Raw genomic sequence first — 20,792 nt, 5'->3', positions numbered from 1 at the left:
CATAGCGCTGTTCGGCCTTCTGAAATCTGATGGCGATTTTAGACATTTTTACGCAAAGGCAATAGCATAATCACCAAGCGCTCACGCCGCTTCAGTCACCGTCAAAAAGGCACGGCCAAATGGCCAGTGCCAGCCAGAAAATCGCAGCCTCCCATCATAGCCGGATTTCCGCTCATGCTGCATGGGGTGGTTTTGACCGCGCACGCACTACTTAATTTCCGTCCTCACCCGCAAGACAGAACGGAATAGGGCCAAGGCTATACTTAACACCAAGCCTGCTATCAAACCGCCACCAATGATAAAAGCTTTTTTGGGTTTGTATGCACTCAAAGGCTCCAGTGCGGCACGGTCTATAGAGACCAGCTTGAGATTATCCATATCAATGTTCAGATTGCGCAAACGAGCCATTTCGGCGCGCAGCGGTTCGACATCAGCGAGAAAAATATCTTCATTCTCACGACTCTTCAGCACCTCGACTTCTCGGTTGGACTGAAGCAACTGCAACTCTTTGGCAATTTGAGCTATACGAGCTTCGGAAAAATCGTCGGAACCTCGTTGAGCAAGCGCACGGCGTTCAGCTTCAAGTGCATCCACGCCCATAAAATAGAGCGGTATCTGCTGATTATTGATCTCTGTGCGCATTACGCTGCTTGAGCCAGTCCGGGCTACATCACCAAGCGAAGAAGGTGTGGTTGGCTTAACAATCCCCAATGATCGGGCAATACCAATCGCTTCGTTCAATTGTGCGATGCGATCGACGCGCAGTGTCTTGAGTTGAGCGCGCAACGCTTTAAGTTCATCCTGCAACCGCGCACGCTTAATATTATCCGCCTCGAGCAATGAAGCTATCTTGGCTTCCTTATTGGTTTCATAACTGGCGCGAGCAGCATTAAACTTTCCAGAAATCTCATTTAGACGGTTTTTAACAATAACATTCAAATCAGCCGCTATCTGTTTTCTCTCACTTTGTATAGCGTATTGCACAAAGTTATTGAGGATAGTTACACCATCAACGCCTTTCGGATAATTCATTTCAAGCCGGATATAAGCACTTAAAGAATCCGCTTTTTTTGGATCAGGCAAAATCAAGTTTATCGAGTCTCGATTGAACTCCTCGAAGCTCTGCTCAAGCGTACGCCCTGGGCGCTCAAATTCACTGAACAGCGGTTGATTTTCCCTAAAGAACCCCAAACGAGTCTCATATGACTCCAGGGACGCTCCCAGCTTGGCCAGCGCTTCGCCTGGAGGGAGCTTGTAGACCTCTGAGCGATTCAATGCATCCAACTCGTTGATTGCAACCGGCCTTAGCACGCTGCTGACTTGATACTCCGGAGTCGCTAAAAAGGCGTAGGCGGCAGCAAGAAGCACGAAGCCAGAAGTCACCAAGACAATAAGCTTTTTTTGCTGCTTGACAGTCTGAAAAAGCGCGACGAGATTTATTTCGTCAGAGGGATAAAGCGAGGGCGCGCGAAAACTACTACTCACAACAAAAACCTGCCTTCAAAGAGAAACTGCGGGCTCGTTATGCAGACAATTTTATGTATTTATTATTTTAGTTATATGACCGTCAAAACCCGGCGTCTCTGCCAAATTTTGAGCGCACAAAATGCCCGTTATCGAGAACAGATTCCATTCTGCCATCTCCCTGACATATTACAAGTCTTGACAGAGCCGTAGGATGATTCCTGACTGGCGAGAGATACAGTTCATAAGCTTGTAGGAAAACTAGGCCCGGAGCAAAGAGAGACATCAAGCGAGGAGACAAGCGCACAATATCGCGACCCGACTAGCAACCTACCAGCCCGGCAAAATCACGAGACCGCGCGACAATCAAAATGCATGAAGAAGATTTTCTGACAGACGGCGCCTAAGCCCGACATGCCGAACGCATAAAAGCAAAAGAATCGCTCTTAGCCACGCTCCGCAGGCACCGCTTTACGTCGGCGACCACCAACCACAACCCCCAATAGCGGCCCTATCAGCATCCCAGCAATCAATGCCAACACGACAAATACCGCTACCGGCATCTGCACAGTTGCCCAGCCTAGGAATGAGAGAGAAACACCCTGCTGGTTTTCCAGCACAAAACCCAAGACAGCTAGGACTGCAACCAGTACAACCAATAGCAGCACAACGCGCTTAAACCCACGCATAACCTTCTCCTAACCCCAAAAAGACTCAGACGCCTTCTTCCTCTTCTTCGTTCACCCGATCGCGCAATTCCTTGCCCGGTTTGAAATGGGGAACAAACTTACCGTCGAGACTGACGGACTGACCGGTCTTTGGGTTACGGCCAACACGCGGCGCACGGTAGTGCAATGAGAAACTGCCAAAGCCTCGGATCTCGATACGATCTCCGGTAGCCAGGCACTGGGACATTTGCTCAAGCATGGTCTTGATGGCCAACTCCACATCCTTGGATGAGAGCAGCCCTTGATGGGTGACAATACGTTCGATCAACTCCGACTTCGTCATATTTTTCCCTTCTTTTTCAAGCAGCTAGGAAAAGCGCTCCGAAGGTTTTAGCATGACTTGATGAATTTGAACAGCCCATACGGTGACTTATCTCCAGGTACGACGGACACCTGCAAAAACACCTTACGACCTCAGTTGCAGATGACCAGCATGGTACGCGTTACCGCGCCGGCAGGGTTCCACCCAAACAGGTAGTCGCCCTCTTCATCCTTGGCATCACTGGACCGAGTGACGACCTTGTAGCCTTGCGCCTTACACTCGCGCGCAGCGCGCTTTTCGCACTTGTCCCAGCCAGAACCAAGCCCTGAGCAGTCGATCTCTATGCCACTCACCCCGCGCTTGGCGTGAGTCTTGGCGCTGGTGGCAGAACACCCCACGAGCATCGCTACCGCAAGCACTACGATCAGCCTCTTCATTTAATTCCTTATTGAAAAAACAACAGAACAGTCATACTCCTGAAAACTATAGCCAGTTCCCATCCTGAGCTGTAGACCTCAACTTCCTGTTGTTGATTCAACGAATTTCAGGCACAAAAAAGGGCGACCGAAGTCGCCCTTTTTCTACAGCCTTACAGAACTTAGTTCTGCTTAGCCATTGCCTGGCGCAGCAGTGCCGCCATGGTGGTGTCAGTACTTTCAGCTTCTGGAGCAGCTTTCAAGTTCTGGATCGCTTCTTTCTCTTCAGCATCGTCTTTCGACTTGATGGAGAGCTGGATCACGCGGCTCTTGCGGTCAACGCTGATGATCTTGGCTTCTACTTCCTGGCCTTCTTTCAGAACGTTGCGCGCGTCTTCAACGCGGTCACGGCTGATTTCGGAGGCTTTCAGAGTCGCTTCGATATCGTCGGCCAGAACGATGATGGCGCCTTTAGCGTCAACTTCTTTCACAGTGCCTTTAACGATCGCGCCTTTGTCGTTGTCCTGAACGTATTCAGAGAACGGGTCGCTTTCCAGTTGCTTGATGCCCAGGGAGATGCGCTCGCGCTCTGGGTCAACCGACAGGATAACGGTGTCCAGCTCGTCGCCCTTCTTGAAACGACGAACAGCTTCTTCGCCCACTTCGTTCCAGGAGATGTCGGACAGGTGAACCAGGCCGTCGATGCCGCCGTCCAGACCAATGAAGATACCGAAATCGGTGATCGACTTGATGGTGCCGGAGATTTTATCGCCCTTGTTGAACTGGCCAGAGAAATCTTCCCATGGGTTAGATTTGCACTGCTTGATGCCCAGGGAGATACGACGACGCTCTTCGTCGATGTCCAGAACCATAACTTCCACTTCGTCGCCGACTTGTACGACTTTCGAAGGGTGGATGTTCTTGTTGGTCCAGTCCATTTCGGAAACGTGTACCAGGCCTTCCACGCCTTCTTCCAGCTCAGCGAAGCAGCCGTAGTCGGTCAGGTTGGTTACACGCGCGGTTACGCGAGTGCTTTCTGGGTAACGAGCTTTGATAGCAACCCATGGATCTTCGCCCAGCTGCTTCAAGCCCAGGGAAACGCGGTTACGCTCACGATCGTACTTCAGAACCTTGACATCGATCTCGTCGCCAACGTTGACGATTTCGGAAGGATGCTTGATACGCTTCCAAGCCATGTCGGTAATGTGCAGCAGGCCATCGACACCACCCAGATCGACGAATGCGCCGTAATCGGTGAGGTTCTTGACGATACCTTTGACTTGCTGGCCTTCCTGCAGGGATTCCAGCAGAGCTTCACGCTCGGCGGAGTTCTCTGCTTCCAGGACGCTGCGACGGGAAACGACAACGTTGTTGCGCTTCTGGTCGAGTTTGATGACCTTGAATTCGAGTTCTTTACCTTCCAGGTGCGTGGTGTCGCGCACTGGACGAACGTCGACCAAAGAACCTGGCAGGAACGCACGGATGCCGTTAACGTCGACAGTGAAGCCGCCTTTAACCTTACCGTTGATAACGCCCTTGACCACTTCTTCAGCTGCGAAGGCTGCTTCGAGAACAATCCAGCATTCAGCGCGCTTGGCTTTTTCACGGGACAGCTTGGTTTCACCGAAACCGTCTTCAACCGAGTCCAGAGCAACGTGAACTTCGTCACCGACCTTGATAGTCAGGTCACCAGCATCGTTGTAGAACTGTTCCAGCGGGATCAGAGCTTCAGACTTCAGACCAGCGTGAACGGTTACCCAGCGAGCTTGGTAATCGATATCAACGATAACACCGGTGATGATGGAGCCTGCCTGAAGGTTCAGGGTTTTTAGGCTTTCTTCAAAGAGTTCCGCAAAGCTTTCGCTCATTTTAATTCCTGTTGATAAGGGCGAAGAATACGCCCATCTCCACACCCCAGACGGTGTGGGTCAGTTTCAATTAAAAGAAGCACTACAGGACTATGACTGGTCCCCTGCAGCCTTCTTGGTCACCCGGCGATATCGCGAATGGCGATTTCACTCAAGATGCGTTCCAGCACCTGCTCGATGGACAACTCCGTGGAATCCAGCTGTATTGCATCAGCCGCCGGCTTGAGCGGGGCTACTGCACGCTGGGTATCACGCTCATCGCGCGCACGGATCTCATCTAGCAGACTCGACAGACTAACACCATCGACTTTTCCCTTCAACTGCAAGTAGCGCCGACGAGCCCGCTCCTCGGCGCTGGCAGTCAGGAAAATCTTCAGCGGCGCCTCGGGAAATACTACCGTGCCCATGTCACGGCCATCGGCCACCAGGCCCGGGGGCTCTTGAAACGCCCGCTGGCGCTGGAGCAATGCATCACGCACTGCCGGCAACGCGGCAACTTGGGAGGCCCAGGAACCTACCTGCTCGTTACGCAGGTCATCGGTCACATCATCCCCTTCCAGGATGATCCGCTGGGGATGCCCCTCCGTCGCGCCGACGAACTGCACATCAAGGTGCGCCGCCAGCAGCTTCAGGGATTCTTCGTTGGTCAGGTCGACGCCATGGTTGCGTGCAGCAAACGCCAGCAAGCGGTACAGCGCGCCGGAATCCAGCAGGCACCAGCCCAGCCGCTTGGCCAGGATGCCAGCGATCGTGCCTTTGCCCGAGCCACTTGGCCCGTCGATGGTAATCACCGGTGCTTTGATATTCACAATTGAGCCTCTTGGGCAACACGAATGCCGACTTGGGCACACAATGTAAGAAAATTCGGAAAAGATGTAGCGACGTTGGCGCAGTCACGGATACGAATCGGTGCGGCCGCCCGTAGGGAAGCCACGCTGAACGCCATGGCAATCCGATGATCACCCTGGGCATGCACTTCACCACCGCCCATCAAACCTGCGTCAATGATAATCCCATCGGGGGTCGGTTCACACTTCACCCCCAGCGCAAGCAGACCGTCGGCCATGACCTGAATGCGATCAGACTCTTTCACACGCAGCTCCTGCGCACCGCGCAACACGGTTCGCCCTTCGGCGCAGGCCGCCGCGATAAACAGCACCGGAAACTCATCGATAGCCAGCGGCACCAACGCCTCGGGAATCTCGATCCCCTTGAGTGCAGCCGAACGCACACGCAGGTCAGCAACCGGTTCACCACCGACTTCACGCGGATTTTCCAGGGTGATGTCCGCCCCCATCAACCGCAGGATATCGATCACCCCGGTACGCGTCGGATTGACGCCGACATGCTCCAGCAACAGCTCGGAACCCTCGGCAATCGAAGCCGCCACCAGGAAAAACGCCGCCGAGGAAATATCCCCCGGCACTTCGATACGGGTTGCAACCAGCGCATGGCCCGACTCTACCGATGCCGTAGCCCCTGCCACCGACACCGGATAGCCAAAACCGCGCAGCATGCGCTCGGTGTGATCACGGGTTGGCGCCGGCTCGGTCACTGAAGTCTGACCCTCGGCATACAGACCTGCCAGCAACAGGCAGGACTTAACCTGCGCACTGGCCATTGGCATTGAATAGGCCACGCCCTTGAGCACCTGACCACCATGAATGGTCAGCGGCGGACAGCCTTGCGGCCCGGTCTCGATCACCGCGCCCATCTCCCGCAGCGGCGTCGCCACGCGACTCATTGGGCGCTTCGACAGGGAGGCGTCACCCGTCAACACACTGTCGAAGCCTTGCGCCGCCAGCAGCCCGGACAGCAGGCGCATCGACGTCCCCGAATTCCCCAGGTAGATCGGCCCCGGCGCAGGCTTCAGCCCGTGCAAGCCGACACCATGAATGGCCACGCGCCCATGGTGGGGCCCTTCAATGACCACGCCCATATCACGAAAAGCCTGCAAGGTCGCCAGGGCATCTTCGCCCTCAAGGAAACCTTCGACTTCCGTCACGCCTTCGGCCAATGAGCCCAGCATGATCGACCGATGGGAAATCGACTTGTCGCCCGGCACCCGGATACTGCCGCTCAAGCGGCCGCCCGGGTCGGCCCGAAACGTCAGCTCATCAGTGTTCACAGCCGCATCCATGTAAGCCCGGCGAGCCAGGATCTTGCTGAAATGCTCACGCGCCACCCGCGCGCGGGTAAACACGCCCAATAATTGATGACCATCCCCCGCATCAACCGCGTCGCGCAAGGCGTCGAGATCACTGCGGAAAGTGTCCAGGGTGCGCAGCACCGCTTCGCGGTTGGCCAGGAAGATGTCGTGCCACATCACCGGGTCACTGCCGGCAATACGCGTGAAATCACGGAAACCACCCGCGGCGTAACGGAAAATATCGAGGTTCTCGTTACGCTTGGCCAAAGAATCCACCAGGCCAAAAGCCAGCAGATGGGGCAAATGACTGGTTGCCGCCAGCACTTCGTCGTGGCGCTCGACCTGCATATGTTCGACATCCGCACCCAACTCGCGCCAAAGACGATCGACTACAGCCAGGGCTGCCGGATCGGTTTGCTCAAGCGGCGTCAGGATCACCTTGTGCCGGCGGAACAGCTGCGCATTGGACGCCTCTACCCCGCTCTGCTCGGAACCGGCAATCGGATGGCCCGGCACAAAGCGCGCCGGCATACCGCCAAAGGCCAGTTGCGCTGCGCGCACCACATTACCCTTGGCACTGCCGACGTCCGTCAGGATCGCCTGCCCCAAATCCATACCGGCGAGCACCGCCAGCAACTTCTCCATCGCCAGGATCGGCACGGCGAGCTGGATCACATCGGCGCCCTGGCACGCGAGCGCCAGGTCCGCCTCACAGCGATCGACCACCCCCAGCTCAACCGCCAGCTTGCGCGATTGCGGGTCCAGGTCCACACCGACCACTTCGCCGCACAGCCCGCTTTCACGCAGGCCCTTGGCGAAAGAGCCACCGATCAACCCCAGGCCAACCACCACCAGGCGACCGATCATAGGCACAACAGGTTGCAATGCGGTGACATCAACCACGGGCCAGGACCTTGGCCAACGCCTCCAGGAAGCGGCTGTTTTCAGCCGGCAAACCGATGGTGATACGCAAATGGTTCGGCATGCCGTAGTTGGCCACCGGACGCACGATCACGCCTTCGCGCAGCAAGCCCTGGAATACCGGGGCGGCCACCTGAGCCAGATCGACGCAAATGAAGTTGCCCTTGGATGGAATCCAGCCCAGGCCCAACTCACGGAAACCTTCCTGCAACTGCAGCATGCCGCTTTCGTTGATGCGGCGGCCTTCTTCCAGGTGCTCGACATCCTTTACCGCCGCACAGGCCGCCGCCAGGGCGAGGCTGTTGACGTTGAACGGCTGGCGCACGCGGTTCAGCACATCGGCAACCACCGCCGTGGACAGGCCGTAGCCAACCCGCAGCGAGGCCAGGCCGTAAGCCTTGGAGAACGTGCGCGAAACCAACAGGTTCGGATAGGCTGCCAGGAAATCCAGGCCGTCCGGCAGGTCGCTGCCTTCGGCGTACTCGATATACGCCTCGTCCAGTACCACCAGCACGTGCGCAGGCACATCTTGCAGGAAGTCGTCCAACGCCTGGGCATCGAACCAGGTGCCGGTCGGATTGTTCGGGTTGGCGATAAACACCACACGCGTTTGCGCATCGATCGCCGCCAGCATGGCCGGCAGATCATGCCCCCAGTCCTTGGCTGGAATCACTCTCGCATCAGCGCCCACCGCCTGAGTGACGATCGGATAGACCGCAAACGCATGCTCACTGAACACGGCGTTCAAGCCCGGAGCCAGGTAAGCGCGGCCGACCAGCTCAAGAATATCGTTGGAACCGTTGCCCAGGGTCACCTGGTTCAGTTCGACACCGCACTTTTGCGCCAACAGTGACTTGAGGGCAAAGCCGTTGCCGTCGGGATAACGCGTCAGCTCGGCCAGCTCTTCACGAATCGCCGCCAGCACTTTAGGGCTTGGGCCCAATGGGTTCTCGTTACTCGCCAGCTTGACGATATTGGAGGGGTCCAGATCCAACTCACGCGCCAACTCGTCCACAGGCTTGCCCGGAACGTAAGGCGACAGTTGTTGCACGCCCGGCTGCGCCAGGGCGAGAAAGTTGCCACTCATGTTAAAGCCTCACAAAACCGCTTTCGGGTAAGAGCCCAGCACCTTGAGTGCCACGGCTTCCTGACTGATCTTCTCCAGCACGCCCTTGACCAGCGGGTCACGGTGATGGCCGACGAAGTCGATAAAGAACACATAGGTCCATTTACCGCTGCGCGAAGGGCGCGTCTCGATGCGCGTCAGGTCAATCCCGTTATCGTGGAACGGCACCAGTAGCTCATGCAGCGCGCCCGGCTTGTTGCTCATGGAGACGATGATCGAGGTCTTGTCGTCGCCGGTCGGCGGCACTTCCTGGCTGCCGATCATCAGGAAGCGCGTGGAGTTGTCCGGGCGGTCCTCGATCTTCTCGGCCAGGCGCGTCAGACCATACAGGCCCGCCGCCATATCACCGGCGATGGCCGCCGAGTTCCACTCACCCTTGACCCGCTTGGCTGCCTCGGCATTGCTGGACACCGCAACACGCTCGACATTCGGGTAATGGGCGTCCAGCCACTTGCGGCACTGGGCCAGGGACTGGGCGTGGGAGTAGATACGGCTGATGCTGTCGGTCTTGGTGTTCTCGCCCACCAGCAGGTGGTGGTGAATACGCAGCTCGACTTCACCGCAGATCACCATGTCGTGCTCAAGGAAGCTGTCCAGCGTGTGGTTGACGGCACCTTCGGTGGAGTTTTCCACCGGCACTACACCAAAATTCACCGCACCGGCCGCCACTTCGCGGAACACTTCGTCGATGGCCGCCATCGGCTTGCTGATCACCGCGTGGCCGAAGTGCTTCATGGCCGCCGCTTGGGTGAAGGTGCCTTCAGGACCCAGGTAGGCCACTTTCAGCGGCTGCTCCAGGGCCAGGCAGGAAGACATGATTTCGCGGAACAATCGAGCCATTTCTTCATTGCCCAGCGGGCCCTTGTTGCGCTCCATCACGCGCTTGAGCACCTGGGCCTCACGCTCGGGACGGTAGAACACCGGCACCTCGCCTTCCGCCAGGGACGCCATCTTCACCCGTGCCACTTCCTGGGCACAGCGCGCACGCTCACTGATCAGTTCCAGGACTTTCTCGTCCAGGCTGTCAATGCGTACGCGCAGGGCCTTGAGCTCTTGTTCAGACATTAGCCGTGTTCCTTTTCGAACTCTGCCATGTAGGCAACCAGTGCGTTGATCGCGTGGATGTCGACAGCGTTGTAGATGGAGGCGCGCATGCCACCCACCGAGCGGTGGCCCTTGAGGTTCAGCAGGCCGCGCTCGTCGGCACCGGCCAGGAACGGCTTGTCCAGACGGTCGTCAGCCAGACGGAACGGCACGTTCATCCACGAGCGGTCAGTCAGGTTGATCGGGTTGCTGTACAGGCCGCTGGCGTCGATGAAGTCGTACAGGACGCGCTTCTTCTGTTCGTTGAGCTTGGCCATGGCCGCCACGCCGCCCTGCTCCTTGAGCCATTCGAACACCAGGCCCGACAGGTACCAGGCAAAGGCCGGCGGGGTGTTGTACATCGAGCCGTTATCCGCCGCGACCTTGTAGTTGAGCATGGTCGGGCACAGCGAACGGGCACGACCCAGCAGGTCTTCGCGGACGATGTTGACCAGGATGCCACTTGGACCGATGTTCTTCTGCGCGCCGGCGTAGATCATGCCGTACCTGGACACATCGATCGGGCGCGAAAGAATGTCCGAGGACATGTCGCACACCAGCGGTACGTCGCCCACTTCCGGCACCCAGTCGAATTGGAGGCCACCGATGGTTTCGTTCGCGACGTAGTGTACGTAGGCAGCATCCTTCGACAGCTTCCATTCGTTCTGACCCGGAATGGCGAAGTAGTCGTAAGGCTTGGCGGTGCCCGCTACATTGACGTGACCGTAACGGGAGGCCTCTTCAATGGCCTTCTGCCCCCAGATACCGGTGTCGATATAGTCGGCAGTGCCGTCTTCGGGCAGCAGGTTCAGTGGGATCTGGGCGAACTGCTGGCTCGCGCCGCCCTGCAGGAACAGCACTTTGTAGTTGGATGGGATGTCCAGCAAGTCGCGCAGATCCTGCTCGGCCTTGGTGGCGATGGACACGAACTCATCGCTGCGATGGCTCATTTCCATCACGGAGAGGCCTTTTCCATGCCAGTCGAGGAGTTCACCCTGCGCACGCTGCAGGACTGCTTCAGGAAGCGCCGCGGGACCGGCACAGAAGTTATAGGCTCTCTTGCTCACATCCAATCTCACTCTGATCTGGTGGTAGTCACGCAAACATATCAGCCGACACCGGACCCGGTGTGGGAGCGGGCTTGCTCGCGAAAGCGATCCAACAGCCGACATCTGGAGTGAATGTCAGTCCGCCTTCGCGAGCAAGCCCGTTCCCACAAGGGATCTCCATGGTTGTCGATATTTCCATCCGGACAAACAACAAGGGGGCGAATCTTCATCCGCCCCCTGTATGTCCGCTTATTCCTGCGGTTCTTCGTCGTCTGCGGCAGCGTCGAGGGTTGGCTCGTCGACGTTGTCATCGCCGGTTGCGATCACTTCGCCATCGAACTCCTCACCTTCCAGCTCTTCGCCTTCGACTTCCGATGGCTCCTGGACACGCTCCAGGCCGACCAGTTTCTCGTCCTTGGCCAGCTTGATCAGGGTCACGCCCTGAGTGTTACGGCCCAGGCTCGAGACTTCAGCCACACGGGTACGTACCAGGGTGCCCTGGTCGGAAATCAGCATGATCTCCTCACCATCGAGCACCTGGACCGCACCGACCAGACGGCCGTTACGCTCGTTGCTGACCATGGCGATCACGCCCTGGCCGCCACGCTTGTACTCAGGGAACTCGCTGATGGCCGTGCGCTTGCCATAACCACGCTCGGAGGCAGTGAGAATCTGGCTGCCTTCTTCCGGGATCAGCATCGAAATCAGCTTCTGCCCTTCCGGCAGGCGCATACCGCGCACACCGCGGGCGGTACGGCCCATGGCGCGCACGTCGGATTCCTTGAAGCGCGTCACCTTGCCGCCGTCGGAGAACAGCATCACTTCACGCTCGCCATCGGTGATGGCTGCGGAGATCAGCACGTCGCCTTCGTCCAGCTCCAGGGCGATCAGGCCCACGCTGCGCTGACGACTGAAGGATTCCAGCGGGGTCTTCTTCACGGTGCCTTTGGCGGTCGCCATGAAGATGAAGTGACCTTCGGTGTATTCCTCGACCGGCAGCATGGTGGTGATGTACTCATCACTGTCCAGCGGCAGCAGGTTGACCAGTGGGCGACCACGGGCGGCGCGGGAAGCTTCCGGGATTTCGTAGGTTTTCAGCCAGTACACCTTGCCCTTGCTGGAGAACAGCAGCAGCGTGGTGTGGCTGTTGGCGACCAGCAGGTGAGCAATGTAGTCCTCATCTTTGACGCCGGTAGCCGATTTACCTTTACCACCACGACGCTGGGCCTGGTACGCAGCCAGAGGCTGGGTCTTGGCGTAGCCGCCGTGGGAGATGGTCACCACGCGCTCTTCTTCCGGGATCATGTCACCCAGGGTCAGGTCGAGGCGGGCATCGAGGATTTCGGTGCGGCGCACGTCGCCGTATTCGGCACGGATCACTTCCAGCTCTTCGCGGATCACTTCCATCAGGCGCACGGCGCTGCTGAGGATACGGATCAGTTCGCCGATCTGGTTGAGGATCTCCTGGTACTCGGCCAGCAGCTTCTCGTGCTCCAGGCCCGTCAGGCGGTGCAGCCGCAGTTCCAGGATGGCCTGGGCCTGTTCCGGCGACAGGAAGTACTTGCCTTCGCGCAGACCGTATTGCGGGTCCAGGGTCTCGGGACGGCAGGAGTCGGCACCGGCGCGCTCGACCATGGCCACCACGGCGCTGGATTCCCAAGGCGTGCTGACCAGCGCTTCCTTGGCTTCCGACGGCGTTGGCGAAGCCTTGATCAGCGCAATCACCGGGTCGATGTTCGACAGCGCAACCGCCTGGCCTTCCAGGATATGCCCGCGTTCACGGGCCTTGCGCAGCTCGAACACGGTACGACGGGTCACCACTTCGCGGCGGTGACGCACGAACGCTTCCAGCAGATCCTTGAGGTTCAGGATGCGCGGGCGACCATCGATCAGGGCCACGACGTTGATACCAAACACGCTTTGCAGCTGGGTCTGGGCGTAGAGGTTGTTGAGGATCACCTCAGGCACTTCGCCACGACGCAACTCGATCACCACGCGCATACCGTCCTTGTCGGACTCGTCGCGCAGCTCGGTGATGCCTTCGAGCTTCTTCTCCTTGACCAGCTCGGCGATCTTCTCGATCAGACGCGCCTTGTTCAACTGGTACGGGAGCTCGGTGATGACGATCTGCTGACGGCCACCGACCTTGTCGATGTCCTCGATGATCGAACGGGCACGCATGTAAATACGGCCACGACCGGTACGGTAGGCTTCGATGATACCGGCGCGACCGTTGATGATCGCAGCAGTCGGGAAGTCCGGACCGGGGATGTATTGCATCAGCTCATCGACGGTCAGCTCAGGGTTGTCGATAAGGGCCAGGCAACCGTCGATGACTTCACCGAGGTTGTGCGGCGGGATGTTGGTGGCCATGCCCACGGCGATACCGCTGGAACCGTTGACCAGCAGGTTGGGGATCTTGGTCGGCATGACAGCCGGGATCATTTCGGTGCCGTCGTAGTTCGGCACCCAGTCCACGGTTTCTTTGTGCAGGTCGGCCAGCAGCTCGTGCGCCAGCTTGGTCATGCGCACTTCGGTGTATCGCATCGCCGCGGCGTTGTCGCCATCGACCGAACCGAAGTTACCCTGGCCGTCTACCAGCAGGTAGCGCAGGGAAAACGGCTGGGCCATCCGAACGATGGTGTCGTACACCGCAGTGTCGCCGTGAGGGTGATACTTACCGATCACGTCACCGACAACACGGGCAGATTTCTTGTACGGCTTGTTCCAGTCGTTACCCAGCTCGCTCATCGCGAACAGCACACGCCGGTGCACGGGCTTCAAGCCATCGCGCGCATCAGGCAGTGCCCGACCGACAATTACGCTCATCGCGTAGTCGAGGTAGGACTGTTTCAGCTCGTCTTCGATATTGACCGGGAGGATTTCTTTGGCCAGTTCGCCCATGAGAAGCCTGATTCCTTTTTCGGGTGAAACCTCGTCACATCCATATGGGACGAACGAAGCTCGCCGCTGCCGGCAGGGTGCCTGACAACGACTTACGACAAATCAACGAGTTATGACACGGATCTGCGCGTTATAGGCCACCCCTCGGGGTGGCCCTGGAAACCGCCGGATGTTATCACAATCGCCGCCACGCACCTATCCCCCTGATGCGCATGGAGCGTAGTAAGTTGACGGATGACAGGCTTGAGGGCGACGAGAGGGGCTCAGAGCTGGGTTGGGGTTATTTTTCGAGGGTAAATCCAAGGCTTTTATTGACTTTCAGCGCCAGTCAGGGGCTCACCCCCCGTCAATGCAGACGTTTGCGGCACATCAACTTCGCCAGCTTCGCCGCATCCGGCCGCTCGACGATGCCCTTTTCCGTCACGATCACATCGATCAGGTCGGCCGGCGTCACATCAAACACCGGATTGTACGTATCCACCTCTAAGCGCTGCCCGACAATGTCACGCAACTCGTCAGGATCACGCTCTTCCAGGGCGACATCCTCCCCCGTCGCCATCATCAGGTCGAGGGTGGAACTGGGTGCCACTACCATGAAGCGCACGCCATGATGCATGGCGCATACCGCCAGCTGATAAGTGCCGATCTTGCCGATCACGTCACCATTGGCGGCAATACAGTCGGCACCGACGACGACCCAGGTCACGCCTTTGGTCTTGAGAATATGCGCGCCAGCGGAGTCGGCATTGACCGTCACCGGAACGCCCTCGCCCGCCAGTTCCCAGGCAGTCAGCCGCGACCCTTGCAGCCAGGGGCGGGTTTCATTGGCGTAGACCTGCTCGACCAGCCCCTCCAGGAACGCCGCGCGAATCACCCCCAGCGCCGTGCCCACGCCGCCTGTCGACAAGGCACCGGCATTGCCATGAGTGAGGATCGCCTGGGCGTTGCCCTGGTGCCTGCGGATCCGTTCGACACCCAACTGGGCCATGACGAGATTGGCTTCCCGGTCGCTCTCATGAATCGCAATGGCCTCGGCCTCCAGCACCGCCAAAGGATCGGCAGGCTTTTTGAGGCGATCCAGGCGGTCACGCATGCGCTGCAAGGCCCAGAACAAATTCGCCGCAGTTGGGCGCGAATCGGCTAACAGTGCGTAGTCTTCTTCCCACGCAGCCTGCCAGTCACCGCCCTCTGCGAGTCGAGAGCGGGCGGCCAGCACCAACCCATAGGCAGCACTGATGCCGATCGCTGACGCGCCCCGTACCACCATTGAGCGAATGGCCTGGGCCACCTCATCGACCGTGGTACAGGCTACCCAGCTTTCCCGGGACGGCAGCGCACGCTGATCGAGCAGATGCAGCGCGCCATCACGCCAATCGATGGCCTTTACTTTCTCGGCAGCCAACAGTCGGTCGCGCATCCCTTACCCCGCACTCATGAACAAAAGCCGCCGATTATAGCGATCCGCCAGCCAGGACGCTCGGGTATACTTCGCCCTTCTTTTATAGCTGCCTGGGAAGAAGCCCGCGATGATCGCCACTGCCGCCCCCCTCGACTTACTGTTACTGCCAAGCTGGCTGGTACCCGTCGAACCCGCCGGCGTGGTGCTCAAGGCACATGGCCTGGGCATTCGCGACGGGCGAATCGCTTTTATCGGGCCTCGCGAAGCCGCCTTGAAACTCGCCAGCAAAGAGACGCGTGAACTGCCGGGCATGTTGCTCAGCCCGGGCCTGATCAACGCCCACGGCCATGCGGCAATGAGCCTGTTTCGCGGCATGGCCGACGACCTGCCGTTGATGACCTGGCTGGAAAAGCACATCTGGCCCGCCGAGGCCAAATGGGTCGACGAAGCCTTTGTCCGCGACGGTACCGACCTGGCCATTGCCGAGCAGCTCAAGGGGGGCATCACTTGCTTCTCCGACATGTACTTCTTTCCCAAGGTCGCCAGCGACTGCGTACACAACAGCGGGATGCGCGCGCAGATCGCCATTCCAATCCTCGACTTCCCGATTCCCGGCGCCGCCAGCGCCGATGAGGCGATTCGCCAGGGGATCGAGCTGTTCGGCGACCTCAAGCATCATCCGCGCATCAAAATCACCTTCGGCCCCCACGCGCCCTACACCGTATGCGATGCGAACCTGGAAAAAATCCGCATAATCGCCGAAGAACTGGATGCTTCGATCCATATGCATGTGCACGAAACCGCCTCCGAAGTGCAGCAGGCCGTGGACCAGACCGGGGAACGCCCATTGGCGCGCCTGGGCCGCCTGGGCTTGCTGGGCCCGCGCTTCCAGGCCGTTCATATGACGCAAATCAGCGAAGATGACCTGGCTTTGCTGGTAGAAAGCAACACCAGCATCATCCACTGCCCGGAATCGAACCTGAAATTGGCCAGCGGCTTCTGCCCGGTGGAACGTCTGTGGCAAGCCGGCATCAATGTAGCAATCGGCACCGACGGCGCCGCCAGCAATAATGACCTGGACCTGTTGGGTGAAACCCGCACAGCCGCCATGTTGGCCAAGGCGGTCGCCGGGTCGGCCACCGCCCTGGATGCCCATCGCGCGCTGCGCATGGCCACCCTGAACGGCGCCCGGGCCATGGGCCTGGAGAGCGAAATTGGCTCGTTGGAAGTCGGCAAGGCCGCCGACATGGTGGCCTTCGATCTTTCCGGCCTGGCGCAACAACCGATCTACGACCCGGTCTCACAGCTTATATATGCCACCGGGCGCGATTGTGTGAAACACCTTTGGGTCGCCGGCAAGCAGTTGCTCGACGACCGGCGATTGACCCGCATGAACGAACCGGAACTGGTCGCCTCGGCGATCGAGTGGGGCCGGCGCATCAGCGGGCGAAACGAATAACGTCGGTTTTGGACCCCTGCGTTCAAAGCCTGCAAACCGATTTATCAGTTTTAGAGGATTCACCATGAGCAACGTCGACCACGCCGAAATCGCCAAATTCGAAGCCCTGGCTCACCGCTGGTGGGACCGCGAAAGCGAATTCAAGCCCTTGCACGACATCAACCCGCTGCGGGTCAACTGGATTGATGAACGCGTCAACCTGGCCGGCAAGAAGGTATTGGACGTCGGCTGCGGCGGCGGCATCCTCAGCGAAGCGATGGCCGTGCGCGGCGCCACCGTGATGGGCATCGACATGGGCGAAGCCCCGCTGGCCGTGGCCCAACTGCACCAACTCGAATCCGGCGTCAGCGTGGAATATCGCCAGATCACCGCCGAAGCCCTGGCCGAAGAGATGCCGGAGCAATTCGACGTGGTCACCTGCCTGGAAATGCTGGAGCACGTGCCCGACCCGTCTTCCGTGATCCGAGCGTGCTTTCGCATGGTCAAGCCGGGCGGCCAGGTGTTTTTCTCCACCATCAACCGCAACCCCAAGGCTTACCTGTTCGCGATCATCGGCGCCGAATACATCATGAAGCTGCTGCCACGCGGCACCCATGACTTCAAGAAATTCATCCGCCCCTCCGAACTGGGCGCCTGGAGCCGCCAGGCCGGGCTGACCGTCAAGGACATCATCGGCCTGACCTACAACCCGCTGACCAAGCACTACAAGCTGGCCAACGACGTTGACGTCAACTACATGATCCAGACCCTGCGCGAGGAGTAAGCCTGTGAAGTTGCGAGCAGTTCTCTTCGATATGGACGGCACCCTGCTGGACACCGCGCCGGACTTTATCGCCATCTGCCAGGCCATGCGCGCCGACCGTGGGCTGGCGCCGATCAATGACCAGCACATTCGCGATGAAATCTCCGGCGGTGCACGGGCAATGGTCGCCGTGACGTTCTCGATGGATCCGGAGTCGCCTGGTTTTGAAGAACTGCGCCTGGAATTCCTCGAGCGCTACCTCAAGGGGTGCGCGATCCACAGCAAGCTGTTCGACGGCATGGGCGAGCTGCTGGATGACATCGAAAAATCCAAGCTGATCTGGGGTGTGGTCACCAACAAGCCGCTGCGCTTTGCCGAGCCGATCATGCAGCAGTTGGGCCTGGCCGAACGCTCGGCACTGCTGATTTGCCCGGATCACGTGAAGAACAGCAAGCCGGACCCGGAACCCTTGATCCTGGCGTGCAAGATGCTCGACCTGGACCCGGCCAGCGTACTGTTCGTGGGCGATGACCTGCGTGACATCGAGTCTGGCCGCGACGCCGGCACCCGCACCGCAGCGGTCACGTTCGGCTACATCCACCCGGACGATAACCCACGTCACTGGGGCGCCGATGTGGTAGTGGATCACCCGCTGGAACTGCGCAAGGTGTTGGATAACGCGCTGTGCAGTTGCTGATTGATGACTTGCTGAAGATCAATGTGGGAGGGGCGGTGCGACGATTCGACTTGCTCCCGATTGCAGTGTGTCATTCAACACATTCATTGACTGGACCGCCGCCATCGGGAGCAAGTCGAATCGTCGCACCGCCCCTCCCACCAAGCCCCTTCCACAGGGGATCGGCGTTGGCAGCCAGTTAACTTTTGTCGAGGTTGTTTATGTTTGATTACTCTGCACGCCCGGACCTGCTCAAAGGCCGGGTCATCCTGGTGACCGGTGCCGGTCGCGGGATCGGCGCGGCAGCGGCGAAAACCTACGCCGCCCATGGCGCTACCGTGCTGCTGCTGGGCAAGACCGAAGCCAACCTGGCCCAGGTGTATGACGAGATCGAAGCCGCGGGCCAGCCTCAACCGGTGGTGATTCCGTTCAACCTGGAGACCGCCCTGCCCCATCAATACGATGAACTGGCGGCCATGATCGAAAAGGAATTCGGCCACCTCGACGGCCTGCTGCACAACGCTTCGATCATCGGCCCACGCACGCCGATCGAGCAGTTGTCCGGCGAGAACTTCATGCGGGTGATGCACGTGAACGTCAATGCGATGTTCATGCTGACGAGCACCCTGCTGCCACTGCTCAAGCTGTCCCAGGATGCCTCGGTGGTGTTCACCTCCAGCAGTGTCGGGCGCAAGGGGCGGGCGTATTGGGGTGCTTATGGCGTGTCGAAATTCGCCACTGAAGGCTTGATGCAAACCCTGGCCGATGAGCTGGAAGACGTGGCCGCGGTCCGCGCCAACAGCATCAACCCCGGCGGCACACGCACGAGCATGCGGGCCCAGGCGTACCCAGGGGAGAACCCGATGGAACGGCCTGCACCGGAAGAGATCATGCCGGTGTACCTGTACCTGATGGGGCCGGACAGTGCCGGCATCAATGGCCAGGCGTTCGACGCGCAGTAACTGAAACGCCGGTAAACCAAAATGTGGGAGGGGGCCCCCTCCCACAGTTTTTATTGCGGTGTTGTTTAGTTCTTCACCACTTCCTCGAGGGTGAAGCGGCCCAATGGGTTTTGCAGAAAGTTGCTCACATTCTTGCGTGAGATGTTGATGTACGGGCTGTAGTACAGGTCGATCCAGTTGACGTCCTGTTTCGCCAACTTCTGCAGTTCGACATACATCTGCTCACGCTTGGCCGGGTCCGCCTCGATCCGTGCCGCCGCCACCAGCGCCTTGACCTTGTCGTTCTTGTAGCGGGTCATGTAGTTCTGGTTGGTGTCGTGGCCCAGGACGAAGGTGGTTTTCTGGTCCGGGTCGAGAATGTCGTTGGTCCAGTACATCACCGAAATATCGTAGTCACCGTCCACCAGCATCTGCCAGCTCTGGGTCGGGTCGACCTTTTGCAGGTTGGCGGTCACGCCGACCTTGGCCAGTTGGTCCTTGATGATCACCGCGATCTGCTCATCGGCTTCGTTGCCGGCATTGACCACGTAGTTGAGCTTCAAGTCCTTGGCACCGGCCTGCTCCAACAGCTTCTTGGCCGCCGTCGGGTCGTACGGGCGCTGCAGGTTGTTGGCGTAGTGGTACAGCGAGCCTTTCGGGATGTAGGAATAGGCCACGGTGCCTTGACCGTAAGTGGCGGTCTTGACCAACGATTGCTTATCGATGGCCATGTCCAGCGCCTCGCGCACTTCCTGCTTGGCCAGCAGGCCGTGGGCGTGGTTGATCAGCAGATGGTCTTCACGGGTAGACGGGTCGGAGTGGATCACGACGTTCGGGTCTTTTTTCAGCTCTTCCACCCGCGAAAACGGCACGAAGATCGCGGTGTCCAGCTCGTTGTTCTGCACCATGCGCATACGGGTGTTGTCATCGGTCACGGACACCCATTCCACGCCATCCAGGCTGACGCTCTTGGCTTGCCAGAAGTTCGGGTTTTTCTTCAGGATCACCCGATCGCCCTTGCGCCACTCATCCACGGTAAACGCGCCCGAGGTCACCGGTTTTTCCGAGTAGGCGTCTTCGCCCATCTGGGTCATGGCCTTTTCCGACAGGATCGAGACGGTCGGCGACGCCAGTTGCGAGAGGAAAGCCACGGCCGGTGTTTTCAGGGTCACCACCAGGGTCTTGGCGTCCGTCGCCTTGGCGGTATTGATCAGGCTGAACGGGTCGCTCCACAGCGAGGCTTTGTTGTCGCGGATACGCAACAGGCTGAACGCGGCATCGTCGGCGGTGATTGACGAGCCATCGGAGAACTTCGCATCACGCAGCTTGAACGTATAGGTCAGGCCGTCCTTGGAAATGTCCCAGCTTTCGGCCAGCCCCGGTTCCATCTTGGTGCCCAGGTTATCCACCCGCACCAGGGTGTCGTAGACGTTGGCGAATACCCAGGTGTCGCGGTTTTGCGCGCTTTTGATCGGGTCGAACGTGGTGCTGTCTTCACGGCAGCCAATGGTCAGCACGCCAGCGGCGTGTGCAAACCCGGCTGTCAGGGACCACGCGGTGAGCGTAGCGGCGGCGAGCAACTTCAAGTGACGGGATTGCATGTCC

General features: G+C 59.0%; 17 protein-coding genes. 4 read left to right on the top strand and 13 right to left on the bottom strand.

Translation table 11 applies throughout. From position 1 onward, the window contains the following. Window positions 1-207: 207 nt before the first annotated feature. From DK870_RS12985 to mtnA, 12 genes are all read right to left on the bottom strand, one after another. Entirely contained in the window at window positions 208-1,485 is a 1,278-nt protein-coding gene (locus DK870_RS12985; protein ID WP_161548811.1) for a Wzz/FepE/Etk N-terminal domain-containing protein, read from the bottom strand. A 425-nt stretch (window positions 1,486-1,910) separates the two neighbouring features. Beyond that, complete coding sequence (locus DK870_RS12980; protein ID WP_161548810.1) at window positions 1,911-2,153, bottom strand: lipopolysaccharide assembly protein LapA domain-containing protein; 243 nt, start codon at window positions 2,151-2,153, stop codon at window positions 1,911-1,913. A 25-nt stretch (window positions 2,154-2,178) separates the two neighbouring features. Then, window positions 2,179-2,475 carry an integration host factor subunit beta gene (ihfB, locus tag DK870_RS12975; protein ID WP_003189779.1) on the bottom strand — a complete coding sequence of 99 codons (297 nt, stop codon included), beginning with the start codon at window positions 2,473-2,475 and terminating at the stop codon, window positions 2,179-2,181. Between the two features lie 131 nt (window positions 2,476-2,606). Continuing rightward, window positions 2,607-2,891, bottom strand: coding sequence for a hypothetical protein (locus tag DK870_RS12970; protein ID WP_060753211.1), 285 nt, complete (start codon window positions 2,889-2,891; stop codon window positions 2,607-2,609). 161 nt (window positions 2,892-3,052) lie between these two features. Next, on the bottom strand, window positions 3,053-4,738 hold the full coding sequence (rpsA, locus tag DK870_RS12965; RefSeq protein ID WP_090366094.1) for a 30S ribosomal protein S1: 1,686 nt from the start codon (window positions 4,736-4,738) through the stop codon (window positions 3,053-3,055). Window positions 4,739-4,857: 119 nt separating this feature from the next. Further along, on the bottom strand, window positions 4,858-5,547 hold the full coding sequence (gene cmk / locus DK870_RS12960; RefSeq protein ID WP_003172653.1) for a (d)CMP kinase: 690 nt from the start codon (window positions 5,545-5,547) through the stop codon (window positions 4,858-4,860). Continuing rightward, window positions 5,544-7,754 (bottom strand): bifunctional prephenate dehydrogenase/3-phosphoshikimate 1-carboxyvinyltransferase, encoded by a 2,211-nt coding sequence (locus DK870_RS12955; protein ID WP_161548878.1) that lies wholly within the window; start codon window positions 7,752-7,754, stop codon window positions 5,544-5,546. Before DK870_RS12955 ends, cmk begins: the two co-directional genes overlap by 4 nt. A 28-nt stretch (window positions 7,755-7,782) precedes the next feature. Continuing rightward, window positions 7,783-8,895 (bottom strand): histidinol-phosphate transaminase, encoded by a 1,113-nt coding sequence (hisC, locus tag DK870_RS12950; RefSeq protein WP_090366095.1) that lies wholly within the window; start codon window positions 8,893-8,895, stop codon window positions 7,783-7,785. Between the two features lie 9 nt (window positions 8,896-8,904). Then, window positions 8,905-9,999, bottom strand: coding sequence for a prephenate dehydratase (gene pheA / locus DK870_RS12945; protein WP_003218812.1), 1,095 nt, complete (start codon window positions 9,997-9,999; stop codon window positions 8,905-8,907). Then, entirely contained in the window at window positions 9,999-11,084 is a 1,086-nt protein-coding gene (serC, locus tag DK870_RS12940; protein WP_161548809.1) for a 3-phosphoserine/phosphohydroxythreonine transaminase, read from the bottom strand. The genes pheA and serC overlap by 1 nt, the downstream gene beginning before the upstream one ends. 231 nt (window positions 11,085-11,315) lie before the next feature. Further along, entirely contained in the window at window positions 11,316-13,970 is a 2,655-nt protein-coding gene (gene gyrA, locus DK870_RS12935) for a DNA gyrase subunit A (protein WP_060753207.1), read from the bottom strand. A 346-nt stretch (window positions 13,971-14,316) separates the two neighbouring features. After that, on the bottom strand, window positions 14,317-15,387 hold the full coding sequence (gene mtnA, locus DK870_RS12930) for an S-methyl-5-thioribose-1-phosphate isomerase (protein WP_161548808.1): 1,071 nt from the start codon (window positions 15,385-15,387) through the stop codon (window positions 14,317-14,319). Between the two features lie 109 nt (window positions 15,388-15,496). Here mtnA and DK870_RS12925 point away from each other — a divergent pair, with 109 nt between their 5' ends. The 4 genes from DK870_RS12925 (at window position 15,497) to DK870_RS12910 (ending at window position 19,208) form a co-directional block, all read left to right on the top strand. After that, a complete protein-coding gene (locus DK870_RS12925; RefSeq protein ID WP_161548807.1) occupies window positions 15,497-16,828 on the top strand; it encodes a TRZ/ATZ family hydrolase in 1,332 nt (443 codons plus the stop codon). 64 nt (window positions 16,829-16,892) lie between these two features. Then, entirely contained in the window at window positions 16,893-17,591 is a 699-nt protein-coding gene (gene ubiG / locus DK870_RS12920; RefSeq protein WP_060753204.1) for a bifunctional 2-polyprenyl-6-hydroxyphenol methylase/3-demethylubiquinol 3-O-methyltransferase UbiG, read from the top strand. A gap of 4 nt (window positions 17,592-17,595) precedes the next feature. Beyond that, window positions 17,596-18,267 carry an N-acetylmuramic acid 6-phosphate phosphatase MupP gene (gene mupP / locus DK870_RS12915; RefSeq protein WP_060753203.1) on the top strand — a complete coding sequence of 224 codons (672 nt, stop codon included), beginning with the start codon at window positions 17,596-17,598 and terminating at the stop codon, window positions 18,265-18,267. Window positions 18,268-18,467: 200 nt separating this feature from the next. Next, a complete protein-coding gene (locus DK870_RS12910) occupies window positions 18,468-19,208 on the top strand; it encodes a YciK family oxidoreductase (RefSeq protein ID WP_104995863.1) in 741 nt (246 codons plus the stop codon). Between the two features lie 65 nt (window positions 19,209-19,273). Here the strand turns inward: DK870_RS12910 and DK870_RS12905 are convergent, their stop codons facing one another. Beyond that, on the bottom strand, window positions 19,274-20,788 hold the full coding sequence (locus tag DK870_RS12905) for an ABC transporter substrate-binding protein (protein WP_161548806.1): 1,515 nt from the start codon (window positions 20,786-20,788) through the stop codon (window positions 19,274-19,276). Between the last annotated feature and the right edge of the window lie 4 nt (window positions 20,789-20,792).

Origin of the sequence: Pseudomonas sp. Q1 (assembly GCF_009935975.1) — a bacterium.
In the GTDB taxonomy this organism is placed as follows: Bacteria; Pseudomonadota; Gammaproteobacteria; order Pseudomonadales; family Pseudomonadaceae; genus Aquipseudomonas; species Aquipseudomonas palleroniana.
Note: the sequence above shows the minus strand (reverse complement) of the source record. Positions and strands in the feature narration are given on the sequence as shown.